This window comes from Streptomyces sp. NPDC044704 (assembly GCF_056433525.1).
Window position 1 is genome coordinate 35,445 of record NZ_JBWKGY010000033.1, and the last position, 20,232, is coordinate 55,676.

19 protein-coding genes are annotated in these 20,232 nt (G+C 73.9%); 3 read left to right on the forward strand and 16 right to left on the reverse strand.

The window, feature by feature from the left end; genetic code table 11:
• Nucleotides 1-38 precede the first annotated feature (38 nt).
• The 7 genes from AC07B0_RS38690 to AC07B0_RS38720 form a co-directional block, all read right to left on the reverse strand.
• Nucleotides 39-1,223: a cytochrome P450 gene (locus tag AC07B0_RS38690; protein ID WP_478900370.1), complete on the reverse strand. Its 1,185-nt coding sequence runs from the start codon at nt 1,221-1,223 to the stop codon at nt 39-41.
• A gap of 76 nt (nt 1,224-1,299) precedes the next feature.
• Entirely contained in the window at nt 1,300-2,490 is a 1,191-nt protein-coding gene (locus tag AC07B0_RS38695; RefSeq protein WP_356879209.1) for an acyl-CoA dehydrogenase family protein, read from the reverse strand.
• 11 nt (nt 2,491-2,501) lie between these two features.
• On the reverse strand, nt 2,502-4,802 hold the full coding sequence (locus AC07B0_RS38700; protein WP_478865488.1) for an iron-containing redox enzyme family protein: 2,301 nt from the start codon (nt 4,800-4,802) through the stop codon (nt 2,502-2,504).
• Nucleotide 4,803: 1 nt separating this feature from the next.
• Nucleotides 4,804-5,811: a beta-ketoacyl-[acyl-carrier-protein] synthase family protein gene (locus AC07B0_RS38705; RefSeq protein WP_356879213.1), complete on the reverse strand. Its 1,008-nt coding sequence runs from the start codon at nt 5,809-5,811 to the stop codon at nt 4,804-4,806.
• Nucleotides 5,808-6,734, reverse strand: coding sequence for an isocitrate lyase/PEP mutase family protein (locus AC07B0_RS38710; RefSeq protein WP_356879215.1), 927 nt, complete (start codon nt 6,732-6,734; stop codon nt 5,808-5,810). Before AC07B0_RS38710 ends, AC07B0_RS38705 begins: the two co-directional genes overlap by 4 nt.
• A gap of 53 nt (nt 6,735-6,787) precedes the next feature.
• On the reverse strand, nt 6,788-7,588 hold the full coding sequence (locus tag AC07B0_RS38715) for a thioesterase II family protein (protein WP_356879217.1): 801 nt from the start codon (nt 7,586-7,588) through the stop codon (nt 6,788-6,790).
• A gap of 75 nt (nt 7,589-7,663) precedes the next feature.
• Nucleotides 7,664-7,954 carry a hypothetical protein gene (locus AC07B0_RS38720; protein WP_356879219.1) on the reverse strand — a complete coding sequence of 97 codons (291 nt, stop codon included), beginning with the start codon at nt 7,952-7,954 and terminating at the stop codon, nt 7,664-7,666.
• A gap of 255 nt (nt 7,955-8,209) precedes the next feature.
• On the opposite strand from AC07B0_RS38720, the gene AC07B0_RS38725 reads away from it, so the two are divergent.
• A complete protein-coding gene (locus AC07B0_RS38725; RefSeq protein WP_356879221.1) occupies nt 8,210-9,067 on the forward strand; it encodes a LuxR C-terminal-related transcriptional regulator in 858 nt (285 codons plus the stop codon).
• An 86-nt stretch (nt 9,068-9,153) separates the two neighbouring features.
• Here AC07B0_RS38725 and AC07B0_RS38730 read toward each other — a convergent pair whose 3' ends face one another.
• Nucleotides 9,154-9,672, reverse strand: a complete 519-nt coding sequence (locus tag AC07B0_RS38730) for a hypothetical protein (protein WP_356879223.1) — start codon at nt 9,670-9,672, stop codon at nt 9,154-9,156.
• Between the two features lie 155 nt (nt 9,673-9,827).
• Here AC07B0_RS38730 and AC07B0_RS38735 point away from each other — a divergent pair, with 155 nt between their 5' ends.
• The gene (locus AC07B0_RS38735; protein WP_478900372.1) at nt 9,828-10,514 is read left to right on the forward strand and encodes a TetR/AcrR family transcriptional regulator; all 687 of its coding nucleotides are present in this window, start codon (nt 9,828-9,830) and stop codon (nt 10,512-10,514) included.
• An 18-nt stretch (nt 10,515-10,532) separates the two neighbouring features.
• Here AC07B0_RS38735 and AC07B0_RS38740 read toward each other — a convergent pair whose 3' ends face one another.
• The 4 genes from AC07B0_RS38740 to gdhA all read right to left on the reverse strand — a co-directional run bounded on the left by AC07B0_RS38740 (nt 10,533) and on the right by gdhA (nt 15,147).
• Nucleotides 10,533-11,444 (reverse strand): DMT family transporter, encoded by a 912-nt coding sequence (locus AC07B0_RS38740; protein WP_356879227.1) that lies wholly within the window; start codon nt 11,442-11,444, stop codon nt 10,533-10,535.
• A gap of 139 nt (nt 11,445-11,583) precedes the next feature.
• Nucleotides 11,584-12,369: a thioesterase II family protein gene (locus tag AC07B0_RS38745; protein ID WP_356879229.1), complete on the reverse strand. Its 786-nt coding sequence runs from the start codon at nt 12,367-12,369 to the stop codon at nt 11,584-11,586.
• A complete protein-coding gene (locus tag AC07B0_RS38750; protein WP_356879231.1) occupies nt 12,366-13,718 on the reverse strand; it encodes an AMP-binding protein in 1,353 nt (450 codons plus the stop codon). Before AC07B0_RS38750 ends, AC07B0_RS38745 begins: the two co-directional genes overlap by 4 nt.
• Nucleotides 13,719-13,797: 79 nt before the next feature.
• On the reverse strand, nt 13,798-15,147 hold the full coding sequence (gene gdhA / locus AC07B0_RS38755; RefSeq protein WP_467299681.1) for an NADP-specific glutamate dehydrogenase: 1,350 nt from the start codon (nt 15,145-15,147) through the stop codon (nt 13,798-13,800).
• 215 nt (nt 15,148-15,362) lie between these two features.
• On the opposite strand from gdhA, the gene AC07B0_RS38760 reads away from it, so the two are divergent.
• A complete protein-coding gene (locus tag AC07B0_RS38760) occupies nt 15,363-15,857 on the forward strand; it encodes an anthrone oxygenase family protein (protein ID WP_356879236.1) in 495 nt (164 codons plus the stop codon).
• Between the two features lie 37 nt (nt 15,858-15,894).
• Here the strand turns inward: AC07B0_RS38760 and AC07B0_RS38765 are convergent, their stop codons facing one another.
• The 4 genes from AC07B0_RS38765 to AC07B0_RS38780 form a co-directional block, all read right to left on the reverse strand.
• Nucleotides 15,895-16,521 carry an anthrone oxygenase family protein gene (locus AC07B0_RS38765; RefSeq protein WP_478900373.1) on the reverse strand — a complete coding sequence of 209 codons (627 nt, stop codon included), beginning with the start codon at nt 16,519-16,521 and terminating at the stop codon, nt 15,895-15,897.
• Between the two features lie 158 nt (nt 16,522-16,679).
• The gene (gene lpdA, locus AC07B0_RS38770) at nt 16,680-18,071 is read right to left on the reverse strand and encodes a dihydrolipoyl dehydrogenase (RefSeq protein ID WP_356879240.1); all 1,392 of its coding nucleotides are present in this window, start codon (nt 18,069-18,071) and stop codon (nt 16,680-16,682) included.
• Nucleotides 18,072-18,238: 167 nt separating this feature from the next.
• The gene (locus AC07B0_RS38775) at nt 18,239-19,237 is read right to left on the reverse strand and encodes a quinone oxidoreductase family protein (RefSeq protein WP_467299677.1); all 999 of its coding nucleotides are present in this window, start codon (nt 19,235-19,237) and stop codon (nt 18,239-18,241) included.
• A 110-nt stretch (nt 19,238-19,347) separates the two neighbouring features.
• Nucleotides 19,348-20,070, reverse strand: coding sequence for a DsbA family oxidoreductase (locus AC07B0_RS38780; RefSeq protein ID WP_356879244.1), 723 nt, complete (start codon nt 20,068-20,070; stop codon nt 19,348-19,350).
• Nucleotides 20,071-20,232 lie beyond the last annotated feature (162 nt).

Below are 20,232 nucleotides of genomic sequence, written 5' to 3' on the forward strand. Positions count from 1 at the left end.
CGCGGTTGCGGGGGCGGCGTCCTGGGAGTGCCTGCGCGCTAGAGGAGCGGGATCCGGGCGTTCGCCAGAGGGCGGTAGGCGGGGGTCGCGGTGGTGTTCAAGCCTGCCGTGCGGAGTTCGGTGACGACGGCGCGGGCGATGGCGACGGCGAGCTCCTCACCTGGGCAGCGGTGGGCTGCCGCGCCGAAGGTGAAGACCGCCGGATTCACCCGGCCGGGCGACAGGGTGTGGGGGTCCGGATTGACGGCGGGGTCCCGGTTGGCGGCGGCGAGCACGACCAGGACCTGCTGCCCGGGCTCCACCTCGCAGCCGGCGTGGACGAAGGAACCGGCGGCGAACCGGCGGGTGTTCTGGATCGGGGCGTCGTGGCGCACCACCTCGCGCACGAGCGCTCCGGTGGCGGCGGGGGTGTCCGGAGCGGCGGCGCCCCGGGCGAGGGCGACCAGGGTGTTGCCGATCAGGCCGGCGGTGGCGTCGTAGGTCTGGGACAGGAAGCCGACGGCGTTGGAGAGCAGCGGTGCGAGGTGCGGCCAGGAGTGCCGGTCGGCGGCCCCGACGAGCTCGGCGAGCAGCCCGGGGGCGCCGCCCGGGCCGGCGGGCGGGACGGGGGTGGCGGAGGCCGCGTTCAGGGCCGGGGTGAGGAGTTCGCGCAGCCGGGCCGCCGCGGTGGCCGCAGCCCGCTGCTGCGCCGGGGTCGCGGAGGCGGGGATGCACTGCACGAAGTCGCCGATCGCGCGGGCCGCCTCCCGGCCGGCGCCCTCGGTCAGGCCGCTGAGCTCGGCGACCACCCGGGCCGGTACCGCGAACATCAGCTCCTCGTACGGGACTTCGCCGCCCGCCGCCAGCACCTCGCGGGTGTGCCGGGCCGCCAGCCGGGCCGCGTGCGCGGTGTCGGCCCGGGCCAGCGCCTCGGCCACCACCGCCTTGAGCCGGACCGCCGCCGGGCCGTCCGTCATGCGCACCAGCTCCCCGAAGACCTCCCCGGCGGGGGTCCCGGCGATCCCGGCCGGCACCGGCTCCGCCACCGGCCGCACCCGCAGGGCGTCGCTGCCGAGCACCGCGCGCACCGCGTCCGCGTCGGCGGCCACCCAGGCCCCGAGCGCCTCGTCGAAGGCGAAGGGCCGCTCGGCCACCAGGCGCGCGTAGTAGGGGTACGGGTCCGGCAGGCGCACCGCGTCAACGGGGGTGACGGGCGCCGCGGCCTGGGTCTTCGTGCTGCTCACTGCCAGCTCCTTGCTGAACGGGTGGTACGGGTAAGGCGGTTGTACGGGAAGGGCGGCCGGTACGGGCGGCCCCGGGTCAGGCCGCCGCGCGGGCCGCCCGGCGCATGTCGAGGGAGCCGGCGATGGCCATCCTGAGCACCTCCGAGGTGCCCTCGTAGATGCGCAGCGAGCGGACCTGGCGGTAGAGGCGCTCGGTGACGCCGCCCTGCACGATGCCCGCCGCTCCGAGCAGTTGCACGGCCGAGTCGACGACGCCCTGGGCGGCCTCGGTCGCGTGGACCTTGGCGATGTTGGAGTGCCGGGCGAACCGGCGGCTGCCCCGGTCGGTCTCCCAGGCGGCGCGCGCCACCAGCAGTGCGGCCGCGTTCAACTGCACCTCCATGTCGGCGAGCGAGGCCTTGACCAGCTGGAGGTCGAAGAGGGTGGCCCCGTACGCCTCGCGCCCCAGGACGTGGGCGAGGGCGGTGTCGAAGGCCCGCCGGGCGAAGCCGAGGGCGGCCGCGCCGACGGTGGTGCGGAACCGCTCCAGCAGGTCCACCGCGACCACGAAGCCCTTGCCCGGCCGCCCCAGGAGGGCGTCGGCGGGCAGCCGGCACTCCTCGAAGGACAGGTGGGCGAAGGAGCGCGGGGCGATCGCGTCGACCCGCTCCACCCGCAGCCCGGGGGTGTCCGCGGGCACCAGGAAGGCGGACAGACCCAGCGGGCCGGGGCCCTGCCCGGTGCGGGCGATCACCACGAACACGTCGGCGATGGTCCCGTTGGCGATCCACGCCTTGCGGCCGCTGAGCACGTACGAGCCGTCCTCGCCCCTGGCCGCCTCCAGCCCGACCGAGGCCACGTCCGAGCCGGCCTCCTTCTCGGAGACCGCGAACGCCCCGATGAGGGTGCCGGCGGCCATCCCCGGCAGGTAGCGCCCGCGCTGCGCCTCGCTGCCGAAGCGCAGCAGCGGGGTCGCGGCGAGCGCCTGGATGGAGAAGGCGAAGTCGGCGAGGTCCTCCGCGTAGGCGAGGGCCTCGCGGCGCAGGCACACCGCGCGGAAGTCGTCCACGGGGGCGCCGCGCGGATCCAGTTCGGAGAGCCAGCCGGCCGCGCCGAGGGCGCGCACGAGGCGGCGTCCCGCGGTGTCGGGGTCCAGGGTGCGGATCTCCTCCCACAGGACGCGGTTGCTGTCGCACCAGGCGCCGGCGGACTCGGCGAGGCGGCGGTGGGAGTCCTCGTAGAACGGCAGGGCGAGGACCTCGGGGTCGAAACTCGTCGTCAGTTCCATGGTGGGGCTCCTCAGATGACCAGGTCGGCGGGGGTCTGCGCGGCCAGGGCCGCGGCGGCGGCCGCTTCGGCGCGGACCCGCTTCACCAGGCCGTGCTCGACGAAGTAGGCGAACGAGGCGTAGCCGCGCCAGATCCGCCGCCACGCGCACTGGACGGCCTCCTCGCCGGAGGCGGTGCGCACGTCGTCGAGGTGGGCGACGACGATCTCGGCGGACTGGCGGGCGTGGCCCGCCGAGAAGTTGTCGATGGACAGGTGGGCCTCTTCGTAGGAGACGTCGAGGCCGTGCCGGCGCAGTTTCTGGATCTCGTGGAGCCGCATGGCGCCGAGGCCGAACATCTCGATGCCCAGGTTGTAGCCGAGGATCTCGTCGTAGAGGCTGTCGGGGAACAGCGACAGGCAGATCTGGTGGACGGAGAAGCCGTACAAGTGGTCCGGCAGGTCTCCCTGGTGGAGGAAGGCCTCCTGCCGGATGTGCGGCAGGTCCATGTCCATGCTGGCCAGCACTTTGTGGATGATCGTGATGTGGTTCTTCGCCATGTCGCCGCGGCCCATCTCGTCCGCGTAGATGGAGAACAGCATGTCGTCGCTGCGCCGCCGGCGGCGGCCGAGGTTGCCGACGCGGTGGGCCCAGGTGCCGTCGATGAGGCTGCCGAGGGCGTAGGTGGACTGCTCGAAGACGACCTCGTCGCGGGAGGGGATCTCGGTGAGCGGCTCGTACGGGTCCACGAGCTTGTCCCGGTAGATCCGCTCGACCCGCTCCATCAGGGCCTCGGGCGTGTAGTCGAAGTACGAGGCGTCGGTCAGCAGGCCCTGGGAGCCGTGCTCGAACAGCAGCTCGGCGTCCGCGAGTCCGGCCTCGGCGCGGGCCCGGGCCGCGGGCAGGACGGCGGGGTGGCGCTCGAAGTTGACGAGGCGGTGGAAGAAGCGGCGGTGGTCGTCGGTGGGTGCCGGCTCGCCGACCCGCACGTCGGCGGGCTCCACGGTCGCGAGGCGTCCGCTCCAGGCGCGGGCGGGTTCGTCCCCGGCGGTCAGCGGGACGAGGTCGGCTCCGGCGGGCTCGCCGGCGGCGACGGACCGCGCCCAGGCGGCGAAGACGGCCGCCTCCCGCTCGTCGAAGATGCCGAACATGGGGCCGCCGAACTTGATGGACTTCAGGAACCGGCAGGGTCCGCCGTCGCGGCCGGGGCGCAGCTGGCGGGCGGTGCGGAACTCGCGGACGAAGGCGGCGGCGTCGAGCTGTGCGTCGTCGAGCCAGTCGGTGAGCTTGCGGGTGCCCAGGCGCACGGCGCGGTGCTGGCGGCCCGCGTGCGGGGCGTGCCGCTCGACGATCAGGGCGACCTTGGCGTCGAGGGAGAGGCCCTCGTGCCAGGCGGCGAGCTCGGCGAGGGCGGCGGTGTGCTCGCGTTCCAGGCGGACGACCAGCCGTACGGCCGCGAGGGCGCGGCGGCGGTCCTCGGGTCCGGTCGGTGACTGTCCGGTGAGGTCCAGGTACTCGGCGAGGACGGGGCGTACGTCGTGCTCGGTGAGCATCGGCTCGCTGCCGAGCAGGAGTTCGTCGAGGCCGAGGGCGTGGGCGGCGTAGTGGACGCCGACGACCTCGGGGAGGAAGGAGGCGGGCAGCCGGGACAGGGCCAGGTGGAAGGCGGCGTGCAGGGCGGTGAGGGGGCGGGCGCCGGCGGCGTCGAGGAAGGCGGCGGCCTCGACTTCGGGGAGGTAGACGCCGTGGCCGGCGAGTGCCCGGCGGCGGCGGCCGAGGAGGCCGGCCTCGGCGGTGCCCTCGCCCTGGAGCAGCCAGTGCTGGCCGAAGAGGCGGCCGACGATTTCGGCGGGCTGGGTCGCGGCCTGCGAGACGGTGTCCAGCCAGCAGCCGCCGGTCAGGGTGAGGGGGGCGCGCTGGCGCAGCACCGCCGCGCGGACCTCGGGGTCGGGGTGGGTGCGCAGCGGGGTGAGGACGGCGGCGAGTTCGGTGCGGGCGGCGGCGACGTACGCGGCGACCGCGTCGGCGTCGGCGGCCGGTCCGGGGTCGGGGTCGTCGTCGGCCGGGTCGCCCTCGGGGGCGAGGAACGCGGCGAGGACCCGGCGGGCGGCGAGGAGGACGGCTTCGCTCTCCTGGTCGGCGAGCAGCCGGCGGAAGAGTCCGGCGGGCGGGGCGGCGGCGATGCGGGCGGCTTCGGCGGCGCCGGCCGGGGAGGCCTCGAAGGGGCCGGCGGGCAGGGAGGTGGTGAGGTCGGGCAGGGGGAAGGCGGGTGCGAAGGAACTGCGGGCCAGGTCGAGGAAGCTCTCGTCGGCGGGGCTGGTGGGCGCGCTCATGTCAGCGGTCCCCCCGTCGGGCGGCGGGGGCCGGGAGCCTGCGCAGCAGGACGCCGATCCGTACGCCGGGGACGCTCGACGCGAGCAGGTAGTGGCCGTGGGGCTTGAGGGCGCCGGCCCCGGCGCGGTCGACGAGGTTGATCAGCGGGTCGGCGGCGAAGCAGTGGCCGACGCGCGGGATGTTGTCGAGGAAGAGCTGTTCGCGGCTGAAGCCGGCCTGGCGTTCCTTGAGGACGACCAGTGGCTTGTACAGGTTGGGGTGCAGCACCCCGTGGATGTCGCCGATCTTCATTCCGGCGTCCTCCAGGACGCGTTCGTTGACCTCGCGGGCGAGGTCGGAGCTGATCTCGTTGGACCAGTCGAGGCCGGCCGGGTCCTGGGCGCCGGCGCCCGCGACGATCTCGTAGGCGTCGGGGCCGAGCGGGGCGGCGCTGATCAGGCAGGAGGCGGCGCCGTCGCTGAAGAGGGCGAAGTTGTCCATGCGGACGGACTCGTCGGTGACCCGGTCGGCGGTGACGACCGCGACCCGGCGGTACATGCCCGCGGCGACGTACGCCTGGGCGGTGCGGATGCCGGCCAGGAGGTTGGCGCAGCGGCCGAGGGTCAGGCCGGTGAAGGCGGCGGCGCCGAGGCCGGTGGCGGCCATGACGTTCTCCACGAAGGTGCCGTGGGTGCGCGGGCCGCCGGGGAAGCGGGTGGAGCACAGGAGGAGGCAGTCGACGTCGCCCGGGGCGGTGCGGGCGGCGTCGAGGGTGGCGCGGACGGATTCGGCGGCGAGGGTCTCCAGGGACTTGGCGGTGCGGTGGACGGTCCCCCAGCCCCACAGATCGGCGCGGGGCGGCATCCCGAACCGGCGGGCGCGTTCGGCCAGTCCGTCGATGGAGGTGTGGTCGGCGGGGAGTTCGCCGAGTACGTAGCGGGGCGCGGACAGGTGGACGGCGTGGACGGCAGGGGCCGCCGGGACGGTGGTGGCCGCGGTGGCGGCGGGTAACGCGTGCGGAAGGCTCACGGTGCCGGTTCGCTCTCTCGGTCGGCGGACGGGGCGGGGGCGGCGGGGCTCAGGAGCGCGTTGGCCTCGGCGTAGGGGAGGGCGTCCGCGCCGAAGCCGAAGGTGCCGAGTTCGCCGATCTCGCGGGCGGCCCGGGTGAGGGCGCCGAGTGCGGCGCGCGACAGTGCGGAGCCGGTGCTGACGCGGCGTACGCCGAGGGCGCCGAGGTCGGCGACGGACAGCGGCAGGGCGCCGCCCATCAGGACGTTGACGGGCCGGTCGACGGCGGAGCAGACGGCGCGGATCGCGTCGGCGTCGGGCAGGGCCGGGGCGTAGAGCACGTCGGCGCCGGCGGCCTCGTAGGCCCGCAGGCGCCGGATGGTGTCGTCGAGGTCGGGGCGGCCCTGGAAGAAGTTCTCGGCGCGGGCGGTGACGGTGAAGGGGAAGTCGAGTCCCTTGGCCGCCTCCACGGCGGCGGCGACCCGCTCCACGGCCTCGTCGAGGGGGCGTACGGGGTCCTCGTCGCGGCCGGTGGAGTCCTCGACGGAGCCGCCGACGAGGCCCGCGGCGGCGGCGAGGCGGATGGTCTCGGCGACGTCCTCGGGCCGTTCGCCGAAGCCGCTCTCCAGGTCGGCGGTCACGGGCAGGCCGGTGGCTTCGACGATCACGGCGGCGTTGGCAAGGAGTTCGGCGCGGCTGACGGCGTTCGTCCCGTCGGGGCGGCCGAGGCTGTGGGCGAGGCCGGCTCCGGTGGTGGCGAGCGCGGCGAAGCCGAAGGAGGCCAGGATGCGGGCGGTTCCCGCGTCCCAGGGGTTCGGGACGACGAAGGGGCGGGGGCCCGCGTGCAGGTCCCGGAAGGCGACGGCCCGCCGGAGCTGGTCGGCGGCGGAGCCTGCGGCGGTGGGCGCGTTCGTGGGCGCGCCGGAGGGAGCGGTGTGGTTCATCGGGATCCTCGCTGGTGAGCTGCCGGGGTGCGTCGGCCCTCGGGCCGGGGGTGTCAGATCAGCTCAACGTACTCATCCCCGGCGGGTGTCGCCGACGCGGCCGCGCGGGCCAGCGGGCGCAGGACGCGGGTGACGGCTTCGGGCCGGCCCTCGAAGTAGAAGTGGCCGCCCTCGGCCCAGTGCCGGCCGGGTTCCGTGGCGCATTCGCGGGTCCAGGCGTCCAGCGCGACCGCGTCGACGTGCGGGTCCTCGGTGCCGTTGAGCAGGGTGACCGGGACGTCCAGCGGGGCGGCGGGGCGGTAGCGGTATTCGGCGACGAGCCGGAAGTCGGCCTTCAGGTGCGGGAGGAGGAGTTCCTGCACGGCCTCGTCCTCGACCACCTCGGGCGGCAGTCCGCCGAAGAATCCGACGGCCTCGGTGAAGGCCCGGCCCTCCAGGCGGGCGGTCCGGACCACGCGGGGGGTCGGGAGCAGGGAGGGGGCGCTGCATCCGGAGACGACGAGGCCGGCGAGGCCGCGTACTGCGTCGAGGCGGCGGGCGACCTCGAAGGCGAGGGCCGCGCCGAAGCTGTGGCCGAAGAGGAGGAAGGGCCGGTCGTCGGTGGCGGCGAGGGCGATGGCGGCGGCGGCCCCGTCGGCGAGCGCGGCGACGGAGGGGAGGGCCGGTTCACGGAAGCGGTGGCCCCGGCCGGGCGGGCAGACGGCGAGGATCCGCGCGTCCCGTCCCATGGCGGGCTGCCAGTCGAGGAAGGTCCGGGGGTTCCCCCCGGCGTGCGGGAAGCAGTAGACGCGGGTGGCGGGCTCGGGGGCCGCGCCGTTCTCGGAGGTCAGGAACCAGGGGGAGGGGGCAACCACGAGGATCAGCCATTCTCTTGCCGGTCGGTCAGTGGCGGGAGGTGAAGCAGTGCAGGACGGGGCGGCGGCGGACGGTCAGTTCCAGCCAACGTCGTTGGTGGGGCCGGGAACCGGGGCGGTGGTGGCCGGCGCCGGGGTGGTTTCGGCGGGCTGCGGGGTGTTCCAGCCCACGTCACCGGCGACCACGTGCGGCTTCGTGTTGTTCCAGCCGACGTCACCGAGGCGCAGGTGGCTGCCGGAGTCGGTGGTGAGGGCGCCCTGGGCGATCCCGGCGACGGTCGTACCGACGCCGAGCGCGATGCCCGCGGCGGCGAGTGCGACGCGGCCGCGGATTCCGGAAACGCGGCCGGTCTGACGAGTCACCATGTGGTTCTTCCCCATTTTGCCCAGTCCCCTCGAGTCGTTTCGTGTTCGGCCATTCCAGGAACGCCAAACCGAGGCGGTTTCCGGCGGTGATGATCGCCGGGCGCCTTCTTCGTGTTCGTTCCTGCGGTGAGACCAAATCTCCCCTGCCGGGTCACGACGAGGTAGACCTACGATGGCTCCGGTTTACGCATTGCGGGAACCCACGGGGTCCAGACCGCTACGAACAGCTGCATACCGGACAGACAGGGGTGGCACGTGGACGTAGTCAAATACGTCGAAACCGCACAGAGCGGTGCACCTGAAGCGCTGTGTGCGGCCGCCGCGGGGGAACCGCAGGCGTTCTTGCGGGAACTCGCAACGCACCTCGGGCTGCTGGCCCAGGAGGCCGCGCAGCAGGCCGCGCGCCCGGCCGCCGCGCCGGCGGTGGAGGCCCGCGCGGACGAGGAGGTCGTGGGGCCCGGAGTCCGTTATTTGCATGGCCTGGGCAGTATCTCCGGCGCGATCAACGACGCCCTCGGATCGGTCCGGCGGGACATCCTCACCGCGCAGCCGGACGGGGCACGGCCGAGCGCGGTGCTGAAGGAGGCCCTGGAATCCGTACGCCGGCACATCTCGGCGGGGATCGCGATGCGGACGCTCTATCAGCACACCACGCGATTCGACGAGGCGACGAAGGAATATGTCCGCGCGGTTACCGAATACGGCGCCCAGGTTCGCACCCTGGAAGAATTCTTCGACCGTCTGATCATTGTGGACGACGTCGCCTTCATTTCGGCGAACGAAGACCGTACCACGGCTATCTCGATTACCGAACCGACGATCGTACGATTTCTCCGGGACACCTTCGACAAGGCCTGGGACCGGGCGAAGCCCTTTCCCTTCGTGCCGCTCCACGCCGCGAAGGCGGCGGACGAAGTGGTTCCGGCGATCCGGGAGTCGATCAGCAGGCTGCTCGTGGAGGGCTACGCGGACAAGGCGATCGCCCGCCGCATAGGGATCAGCGAGCGCTCCCTCCAGGCCCACATCGCGGCCATCAAACAGGAGATGGGGGCCCTCAACCGGCTCCAGCTCGGCTATCTCCTCGGACGCAACGAGGCCACGTTCGTCGTCTGACGGGGCCGCGTTCGCCGCCTGACGGGACCACGTTCGCCGCCTGACGGGGCCCGGCCGCCCCCTCGGAACCCGGGGCCCGTGGGGGCTCAGGCGAGGGCGGTGACGGCGAGGGCGGCGGCCGAGGCGCCGAACACGACCACGTGGCGGGCGTTCTGCAGGACCCAGACCCAGGCGGGGAAGCCGTCCTCGGCGGCCTTCAGCAGGGCCGCCACGTCGACGCGGGCCAGCTCCTCGTCGCCCTTGCGGGCGAAGGCGGCCGTCACGGAGGGGACCGCCGTCAGGTTGCTGTACAGGATCACGCAGTTGACCAGCACGATCAGCGACTGCGCGACGTAGGTCAGGACCGGGGCCCAGGAAGCGGCGAGCAGGTTGGCCCCGGCCGCGGCCGCCATCGTCGCGGCGAACCCGACGGGCGCCCAGGTCTCGTGGCCGCCGGCGTCGAAGCGCATGCCGTTCTCCGTGAGGACGGTCGGCCGCACCCCCTGGCGCCGCAGTTCCGCCTCGGCGGCCCCCATGGCGACGGCTCCGTAGCGGGCGCGGACGACCGGGATGCTCAGGAAGGCGGCGGCGACGAGCAGCTGGAGTGCGGCGACAAGAGCGTTCACGGTGGTCCCCCTCGTACGGCGCCCACGGCGCCGCTGTGACGTTCACCCAGCGACTTTCACTAAGTTCAAGGAGACTGTAGGCCGGGACTTGAACTAAGTGCAAGCCCTCGCCTGAACTTTGTGCAAGTGGGGGTGGGCGGCCTATCGTGAGGGGCATGGCACGCGACACGCTCACGCGGGAACACATCGTCCTGACCGCGATCGAACTGCTCGACGAAGAGGGTCTGGACGGCCTGAACATGCGGAGCCTGGGCAAGCGCCTGGGCACCGCGGCCACGGCCGTCTACTGGCACGTCAAGAACAAGGACAACCTCGTCCTGCTCGCCGGCGACCACGTCTGGCACGAGATCGAACTGGCCGACCCCGAGGCGGTCGGCTGGCGCGCCGCGGCCACCTCCATGGCCACCGGGCTGCACGCGATGCTGAGCCGCCACGCGTGGCTGGTGCCGGCCTTCGGCTCGTACCTGTTCTACGGGCCGGGCAAGGCGCGGTACGACGACCTCAGCCTGGCGGTCTACGAGTCGGCCGGGTTCACCGGCCCCGAGGCGGACCGGGCGGCGGGCACCGTCTTCACGTTCGTGCTCGGCAGCGTCCTCGGCACCTCCGCCGAGGCCTCGCTGGCCCGGCGGCTCGGGCGCGACGGCGGCGACCCGCAGGAGCTGATCCAGGAGACCGTGGCCAGGGCGGCCGAGGTCGCCCGGCAGTTCCCGAGGCTGCGCACGCGCGTCGACGGACCGGCGGCGACGGCGTACGCGGCGGCGCCGGAGCAGACCTTCGAGTTCGGACTCCAGATCCTGCTCGGCGGACTGGAGGCCGAACTCGAAGGCCGCGACCGGAGCTGAACTCCCGCCGCTCCCGCGTCACTTCCCCGCGGGAACCGCCGCGGCCCGGGGCCGCCTGCGGGAGACGGCGACGCCGGCGAGGCAGATCGCGCCGCCCAGCAGGGTCAGCCAGCCGGGCACCTCGTCGAGGGCGAACCACGCGATGACGACCACCACGGCGGGCACCGCGTACGTGGTGGCGCCCATCTTCCCGGCGGTGGTGCGCGAGAGGGCGTACGTCCAGGTGGTGAAGGCGAGGGCGGTCGGGAAGAGGCCCAGGTAGACCATGTTGAGGGTGGCGGTGAGCGGGGCTTCGGGGAGCTGGTCGAGCAGCTGCCCGGCGAAGGGCAGGGTGCACGCCGTGCCGACGAAGCAGCCGTACGTGGTCACCTGGAGCGGAGTGGCGTACCGCAGCGCGGGTTTCTGCGAGACGACCCCGGCCCCGTAGGCGAGGGCGGCGACCAGGCACAGCAGCACGCCGACGACCGAGGAGGAGCCGCCGTTCGAGGTGGACACGCCCACGACGGCCGCTCCGGCGAAGGAGACGCCCATCCCCGCCAGCAGCATCGGCGGGAATCCCTCCTTCAGCAGCCAGCCGCTGAGCAGGGCGATGACGATCGGGCCGATGTTGACGACCATCGCCGCGGTACCGGCGTCGACCTCCTGCTCGCCCCAGTTCAGCGCCACCATGTAGAGCCCGAACCAGAGCACCCCGGAGGCGAGGATCCCCGGCCAGGCCTGACGGGGCGGCAGCGGCACCCGCTTGACCAGGAGTACGGCGCCCAGCGCGAGGGACGCCGTCAGCAGCCGCCCCAGCGCGAGCGCGCCGGGGCCGAAGTGGTCGGCCGACGCGCGGATGGAGACGAAGGCGGAGGCCCACATCACGACGGTGATGCCGGCCGCGACGAGGGCGCGATGGTCGGTTCTGGGATCGCCAGCCGTTTGGTCCATGCGAGCAACGTACCGACGCCCCCCGGCCCTGCCTAGATGATCTCCGGCAGGATCCGGCCGCCCGGCCGGGGCCCGGAGGGCACCCCGGACGAGGGCCGTGGCGAGGCCCCGGGGAGGCCCCGGGAAGGGCCCCGGCCGGTCAGACGGCGGCGAAGGCCGACAGGTCCTCGGTGAGCGCGCGGACCACGGCGTCGTGCTGTTCCGCCAGGTAGAAGTGCGCCCCGGGGAACGACCGGAAGGTGAAGGCGGCGCCGGTCAGCTGCCGCCAGCCCATGGCGTCGGCCAGGCTCGCCCGCGGGTCGGACTCCCCGCAGAGCACGCTGACGGGGGTGCGCAGCACCGGTCCGGGCTCGTAGCGGTATGTCTCGATCGCCTTGTAGTCGCTGCGCAGCGACGGCAGGATCAGCTCCCGGAAGTCCGGGTCGGCGAGCAACTGCGGGTCGGTGCCGGAGAGTTCACTCAGCCGGGCGAGGAGGGCCTCGTCCCCCTCGGTGTGGGTGCTCTCCTCCCGGTGGGTGAGCGGGGAGCGGCGTCCGGAGAGGACCAGGCCGCGCGGGCCCGTGCCGGCCCGCTCCAGCCGGCGGGTCAGTTCGAAGGCGAGGACCGCGCCCATGCTGTGCCCGAAGAGGACCAGGGGCCTGCCCCGCCAGGGCCGCAGGGCCCGTTCGACCTCGTCGACGAGCCCGGTCACGGTGTCGGGGCTCGGCTCGCCGAAGCGGTCCTGGCGGCCGGGGTACTGGACGGTGAGCACCTCGGCGTACGGGGCCAGGTCCCGGGAGAGCGGGAAGTAGAAGGAGGCGTTGCCGCCGGCGTGCGGGAGCACGACGAGGACGGGTGCGTCCTGCGGGCGGACCGCGGTGTGGAAGCGGCGGATCCAGGGGCTGCCGGTGGTGCGGAGGTCCCTGGTGGTCTCGGGCGTGGTCATGCGTGGTCCCCGGTGTCGTCCGTGAGCAGGAGCTTCTTCTGTGGTTTGCCCATGGCGTTGCGCGGGACGGAGGCGATGAACCGGACCTCGCGCGGGCGTTTGTGGACCGACAGGTGCGCGGCGACGAAGTCGGTCAGTTCGGTGCCGGTGACCCCTTCGGCGACGACGAAGGCGACGATGCGCTGTCCGAGGTCGGCGTCGGGGACGCCGACCACGGCCGCCTCGCTCACCCGGGGATGGTCCAGCAGCGCGTTCTCGATCTCGCCCGCCCCGATCCGGTATCCGCCGGACTTGATCATGTCGATGGAGGCCCGGCCGACGATCCGGTGGACGCCGTCGGACGCGTCGACGGCGGCGATGTCACCCGTACGGAACCATCCGTCCTCGGTGTACGCGGCCGCGGTGGCCTCCGGGCGGCCCAGGTAGCCGGAGAACAGGGTGGGGCCGGTGAGCTGGAGTTCGCCGATCTCCGCGCCCGGTTCGGCCGCGACGCGGGTCCGGATGCCGGGCAGCGGGGTGCCGACCGTGCCCGGGCGGACCTCTCCGCCGGCCCGGCCGCTGAGGGTGATCAGCGTTTCCGTCATCCCGTACCGCTCCACCGGCCGGTGGCCGGTGAGGCGTTCGAGGTCCCGGAAGACGGGGGCCGGCAGGGCGGCGCTGCCCGAGACGAGGAGGCGGGCCCCGGACAGGGCCGCGGCCGCCCGCGGTTCGGCGGCGATGCGGGACCAGACGGTGGGCACCCCGAAGTAGAGGCTGCCGCCCGCCTCCGCGTAGGCCTGCGGGGTGGGGCGGCCGGTGTGCACGAGCCGGCTGCCGGTGCGCAGCGCGCCGAGCACGCCGAGGACCAGCCCGTGCACGTGGAACAGCGGGAGCCCGTGGACGAGGGTGTCCTCGGCGGTCCACTGCCAGGCTCCGGCGAGGGCGTCGAGGTCGGCGGTGATCGCGGCGCCGCTGAGCACGACGCCCTTGGGCGGCCCGGTGGTGCCGGACGTGTACAGGATCAGCGCCGGGTCCGCGGCGGGCGCGGCCGGGGCGGTCCGGGCGGGGGCCCGCCGTGCGAAGTCGACGTCGACCTCCACGGCGCCCGAGTCCCGCAGGATGTGCGCGCGTTCGGCCGGTCCCGCGTCGGGCGGCAGCGGTACGAGCGGCACCCCGGCCAGCAGGGCGCCGACGGCCGCCGCGACGGTCTCCAGCGAGGCGGTCGCCGTCACCGCGAACGCCGGGGCGCCCGCGACGTCGGCGGCGACCGCGCCGGCGGCGCCCAGCAGTTCCTCGTACGAGGCGTTCCGCCCGGCGACGCTCAGCGCGTCCTCGCGGTCGCCGTACGTCCCGTCAAGCGCGCTCAGCACGGATTGCTCCCTGTCGGTGGTGGAGGACCAGGTTACGGCCCTCCACCGGGCTCCCGGCCGGGTGCCCCCGGATCGCGGGTCAGATCACGCCCTGGGCGAGCATCGCGTCGGCGACCCTTTCGAAGCCGGCGATGTTGGCGCCCGTGACGTAGTCGCCGGCGGCTCCGTACCGTTCGGCCGTCTCGTACGCGACGGCGTGGATGTCGCGCATGATGCCGGCGAGTTCCTCCTCGACCCGGCTCGCGCTCCAGCCCGTGCGGCCGGCGTTCTGGGCCATCTCCAGGGCGCTGACGGCGACTCCGCCCGCGTTGGCGGCCTTGCCGGGGCCGAAGGCCACTCCGGCCGCCTGGAAGAGGTGGACGGCCTCGGGGGTGGTGGGCATGTTGGCGCCCTCCGAGACGGCCTTGACCCCGCCGGCGATGAGCGCGCGGGCGTCGTCGGCGCCGAGTTCGTTCTGGGTGGCGGAGGGGAAGGCCACGTCCGCCGGGACCTCCCAGACCCGCCCGCCGGGCACGAAGCGGGCGGACGCCCCGCGGCGCTGCGCGTACTCGCTGACGCGTCCGCGCTCGACCTCCTTGATCTGCCGCAGCAGCGCGAGGTCGACGCCCTTCTCGTCGATGACGTAGCCCTGGGAGTCGGAGCAGGTCAGCGGGTTGGCGCCGAGCTGCTGGAGCTTCTCGATCGTGTAGAGGGCGACGTTGCCGGAGCCGGAGACGACGGCGGTCAGTCCGTCGAGGGACTCGCCGCGGACCGCCAGCATCTCGGCGGCGAACAGGACGCTGCCGTAGCCGGTGGCCTGCGGACGGATCTCGGAACCGCCCCAGCCGGTCCCCTTGCCCGTGAGGACGCCCGCCTCCCAGCGGTTGGTGATCCGCCGGTACTGGCCGAACAGGTAGCCGATCTCGCGTCCGCCCACGCCGATGTCACCGGCGGGGACGTCCGTGTGCTCGCCGATGTGGCGGTACAGCTCCGTCATGAAGGACTGGCAGAAGCGCATGACCTCCGCGTCGGACTTGCCGTGCGGGTCGAAGTCGCTGCCGCCCTTGCCGCCGCCGATGCCCAGGCCCGTCAGGGCGTTCTTGAAGATCTGCTCGAAGCCGAGGAACTTCACCACGCCGATGTCGACCGACGGGTGGAAGCGCAGCCCGCCCTTGTAGGGGCCGAGCGCGCTGTTGAACTCCACCCGGTAGCCGCGGTTGACGTGGACCCGGCCGCGGTCGTCCGTCCACGGCACCCGGAAGATGATCTGCCGCTCGGGCTCGACCAGCCGCTCGACGAGTCCCGCCTCCGCGTACTCGGGGCGTGCGGCGAACACGGGGGCCAGGGTGTCCAGGACCTCGCGCACGGCCTGGTGGAACTCGGGCTGGGCGGGGTTGCGGCGCTCGATGTCGGCCCGCAATGCGTCCAGCCGGTGCTTCGGTTCGGTCACGGTCTGTTTCCTCTCCAGGCTTCGCTGCCGGGCGTGCGGGCCCGCGGAAGCGGAGGGTACCCCGTGCGCCTGTGTGCGCAGAAAGGTGTCCAACGGCTGAAACCGGCTGGTAACGGCCCATCGGATTTTCCGGGACGCGGGCGATCTCCGCCCGTAGGATCGGCCGGGACCGACAGCTCGATGACCGGATTTCGACTACGTGCGGGGAGCTCTGCGTGGAAACGGCACGGTTCGCGTCACTGATCGCGGCGACGATCACCATGGGGCTGGTCAGCGGCCTCTTCTACGGGTTCGCCGTGGCCGTGATGCCCGGCCTGCGGGGCACCGGCGACCGGACCGTCGTCGAGGTGATGCAGCGGGTCAACGTGGCCATCCTCAACGGCTGGTTCATGCTGGGCTACCTCGGGGCGCTGCTGTTCACCGGACTCGCCGTGGGCCTGCACGTCCCGGCCGACGGGCGGGACGCCCTGGCGCCGCTCGTCGGGGCGTTCGTCTGCTACGTGCTGGCGATGACGGTCACCGGCCTGGTGAACATCCCGCTCAACAACGCCCTGGAGCAGGCCGGCCCGGCCGACCGGCTCGCCGATCCGGCGTCCGTCCGGCGGGCCTTCGAGGGGCCGTGGGTCCGTGCGAACGTCTGGCGCACGCTGCTGTGCACGGCGGCGACCGGCCTGCTGGCCTGGGCCCTGGTCCTGCACGGCGGTTCCTGACCCGGGCGGGCGCCCCGCCCGGGTGCCCGCCCGCCGGTCAGCGTGGCGTGGCGCGGCCGTGCAGGACGAGGGCCCGGGCCAGGGCGGCGAGGGCGAGCGTGCAGACCACGGTGCGGACGATGTTGGTGGTGACCCAGGTGCCCTTGAACTTGTCCACCACCGGGAGGTCGGTGCGCGCCGAGGCCGCGGCGTCCGCGAGTTCGTTGTTCAGCGGGATGTTCACCGCGAAGGTGATCACGAGGACCACGAGGTAGGCGAGCGCGGCCGCCCCGGCCCACAGCGCGACCGCTCGGCGGCCCGAGCGCAGCGAGAGGACCGCCGCCGCGGCGGCGGTGAACAGGGCCAGGACGAAGGCCGTGCCGAAGAGGCCGTTGCCGTCGATGGCCGCGTTGAAGTTGCCCATGACGGTGACGTAGGCACGGTCGTCGTCGAGTCGGGCCAGCCCCGGCATCACCGAGACGTCGAAGGCGAAGAACAGCCCCGACATGAGCCCGACGAGCACCGTCGAGATGCCGAGCAGCACCCCGGTGGCCCGCGCGCCGCCCCGCCCGGGTGCGGCCGGACCCGGTGCGGCGGGCCCGGGTGCGGCGGGACCCGGTCCGGCGGGCTCCCGGGGGCCCCAGCCCGGTGGAACCCGGCCCGGTACGGAGTGATCCGGAGTCATGGCGCGTCCTCGTCTGCTGACCGGCGGACCCCGCGTCCGCGCGGAGCCGATGGTGGCACCCGGCTCCGCTCCCCGCCAGGACATTACGGCGAGCGCGCCCGTACGGACCCCGGAAGGAGCGGCTCCGGGGCCCGTACGGCGGCCCGCGCCGGACGTGGTCAGCCGTGGACGTGCAGCGGCTTGCCGGCCAGGGCGAGGTGGGCCTCGCCGAGCGCCTCGGTCTGCGTCGGGTGCGCGTGGACGAGGCTCGCGACCTCGGCGGGCAGCGCCCCCCAGTTGTAGATCAGCTGGGCCTCGCCGATCTGCTCGCTGACCCGCGAGCCGATCATGTGCAGGCCGATGACGGGACCGTCGGCGACCTGGACGAGCTTGATCTCGCCAGCCGACTTCAGGATCCGGCTCTTGCCGGTGCTCCCCGCGTTGAACTTGCTGACGATCACCTTGTCCGCGCCGTACAGCTCCTTGGCCCTGGCCTCGGTGAGCCCGACGGAGGCGATCTCCGGCTCGCAGTACGTGACCCGGGCGACTCCGTCGTAGTCGACCGGGGTGACCGGCAGGCCGGCGATCCGCTCGGCGACGAGGATGCCCTCGGCGAAGCCGACGTGGGCCAGCTGGAGGGTCGGTACGAGGTCGCCGACGGCCGACACGGTCGGGAGGTTGGTGCGCATCAGTTCGTCGACGACGACGTGCCCGCGCTCCAGGGCGACCCCGGCCTCCTCGTAGCCGAGGCCGGCGGAGACCGGGCCGCGGCCGACGGCGACGAGCAGCAGCTCGGCCTCGACCTGCTTGCCGTTCTCCAGGGAGACCCGGACGCCGGAGTCGGTGTACTCGACGCCGGAGAAGCGCGCCCCCAGCTCGAACTTGATCTTGCGCTTGCGGAAGGCCCGCTCCAGCGCCTTGGAGATCTCGACGTCCTCGGCGGGCACCAGGTGCGGCAGGCCCTCGACGACGGTGACGTCCACGCCGAAGGACTTCCAGGCGGAGGCGAACTCGACGCCGATGACGCCGCCGCCGAGGACGACCGCCGACTCGGGGATCCGGTCCAGGACCAGGGCGTGGTCGGAGGAGACGACCCGGTCGCCGTCGATGGTCAGGCCCGGCAGGGAACGCGGCTGCGAGCCGGTGGCGAGGACGACGTGCCGGCCCCGGTAGCGGACGCCGCCCGCCTCGACCTCGGTCGGGGAGACGAGGCGGCCCTCGCCCTCCACGAGGGTGAGGTTCTTGCGGGCCTTCAGGGTGCCCTGGAGTCCCTTGTACAGGTGGGCGATCACCCCGTCCTTGTAGGTGTGCACCGCGGATATGTCGACGCCCTCGAAGGTGGACTTCACTCCGTAGGACTCGCTGCGGCGGAGCTCGTCGGCGACCTCACCGGCGTGCAGCAGGGCCTTCGTCGGGATGCAGCCGTTGTGCAGGCAGGTGCCGCCCAGCTTGCCCTTCTCGACGAGGACGACCTTCAGGCCGAGCTGTGTCGCGCGCAGGGCGCAGGAGTAACCCCCGCTGCCGCCACCGAGGATGACGACGTCGTACACGCCGTCGGCGGAATTCTCCATGGCTGATGACCTTTCGTCTCGCATGGCACCACGCTCTCATCCCCTTGATCACGGCGGGCTCCGGGAACCGGAATCCATCAGCTCCCGCCGCTGCGGGGGACGAGTTCACGCCACGCGGGAGCGGCCCCGCCGGCCGGGGCTGGCGGGGCCGCTCGCGGGTGCCGCGGTCAGGCGCCGGCGTCCGGGAGGAGGACGATCCGGCCGGTCTGCGAACGGGCCTCGATGAGGCGGTGGGCCTCGGCGACCTCGTGCAGCGGCAGGGTGGCGTGCACGGCGTGCCGCACGGTGCCGTCGGCCAGCCGGGCGGCCAGGTCCTCGTGATTGCGCAGGTACTCCTTGGGGCGGGCGGCGCGCCAGCGCGAGAGCGCGAAGCCGGTCAGGAACTTCATCTCGATGAGCTCCATGGGCGAGACCCGGGGGATCTCCAGTCCGCCGCCGGCCGAACCGTAGAACACCAGCCGGCCGAAGGGCGCGAGGAGGCCGACGCCCTGGCGCAGCACGTCGCCGCCGACGCTGTCGAGGATGACGTCGACGCCCTTGCCGCCCGTCGCCTCGCGGACCTGTTCGGCCCAGTCGTCACGGGTGTAGTCGATGACGACGTCGGCCCCCAGGCTCCGTACGAACTCCAGCTTGTCGGCGGAGCCGGCGGTACCGATCACCAGGCCGGCGCCGGCGGCCTTGGCCAGCTGCACGCTCAGGTGGCCGATGCCGCCGGAGGCGGCGTGCACCAGGACGCTCTCGCCGGGCTGGAGCCGCGCGGTGCCCAGTGTGCCGGAGGCGATGGGCCCCGGGGAGGGCAGCGCGGTCGCCTGCGCGGCGTCCAGGCCTTCGGGGACGGGCAGCACCGTGGAGGCCTCGACGACGGCGTAGTCGGCGTAGGCGCCGTTCAGGGTGAACGCGCCGACCCGGTCGCCCTCGTGGATGTCCGTCACCCCGGCGCCGACGCCCGCGACCCGGCCGATGACGTCCCCGCCGAGGACGATGGGGAACTGGGGGCGCCACATCGGGGCCGGGAAGATGTTGCGCCGCATCTGGGTCTGCGCGAAGCCGACGCTGACGGCTTCGGCGGCGATGAGGACCTCGCCCGGACCCGGCGTCGGAATGGGAGCTTCCTCCACGCGGAGGACATCCGGGTCCCCGTACTCGTGGATTCGGATGATGCGCATCTGACTTCCTCCGGTCGTGCCGCGGAGCGGGCGGGAGAACTGCTGACAAGGAAAGGGGAAGAGGGGCCGGCCGGGCACGGCTGCCCGGCCGGTGCCGGCACTCGGACGGCCTAGTCGGTGACGGGCGCGGAGCGTCCCGTGCTCTGCTTCAGCTCGAAGAAGTCCGGATCGGCGGCCAGCGTCGCGAAGGCGCTCCACAGCCCCGCCGCCCGCTCACCGCGCGGTATCGCGGACAGCACCGGACCGAACTGGCCGGGGCCGCCGTCCACCGAAATCGTGGGGACGCCGATCAGCTCCTGGCCGAGGTCCCGTGCGGGAACCCGGTCGTGCGAGGCGCGCAGCCGCTCGTCCCACTCCTCGGAGTCCAACGCGCTCAGCAGCGAGGCGGGCAGGCCGAGTTCGGCCAGGGCCTCGGCGCAGCCCGGCCCGACCCCGTCCAGCGCGCGGTGCATGGCCTCGCGGAAGTCGGAGTCCGCCGCGGTGCGCACCGGTTCGAAGATGCCGCCCCGGCCGTGGAAGCGGCTGCCGAGGGCGGTGTAGAGCGGGCCGACGATCTCGTCGCCGTGTGCGTCCCGGGCCGCGGCGACCAGTCGGACGGGGCCCCAGTAGCGGCCGAGGAGGGCGCGCCGGGCCTCGGGGACCTCCGGGCCGCTGTTGAGCAGGGCCAGGCTCATCTCGTGCCAGCGCAGGGTCAGGGGCAGCCGTTCGGCGGCCTCCAGCACCCAGCGGGAGGTGATCCAGGCGAAGGGGCACAGGGGGTCGAACCAGAAGTCGACCGTCTGGCCGGCGGTCCCGTCCGTGGACGGGGCGTGCGCGGTGTCGGTGTGTGGCATGTCTTTCGGGCTCCCCGGGATGAGGGTGCGGCCGGGGGGGGGGGGGGGGGGGGGGGGGGGGGGGGGCGGCCCGCGCCGCCCGCCGCGGCGGGGGCGCCCGGCAGCCGGCGGGAGGGGGAGCCACCCCCCCCCCGGCCCCCGGCGCGCGCGGGGCGGGGCGGC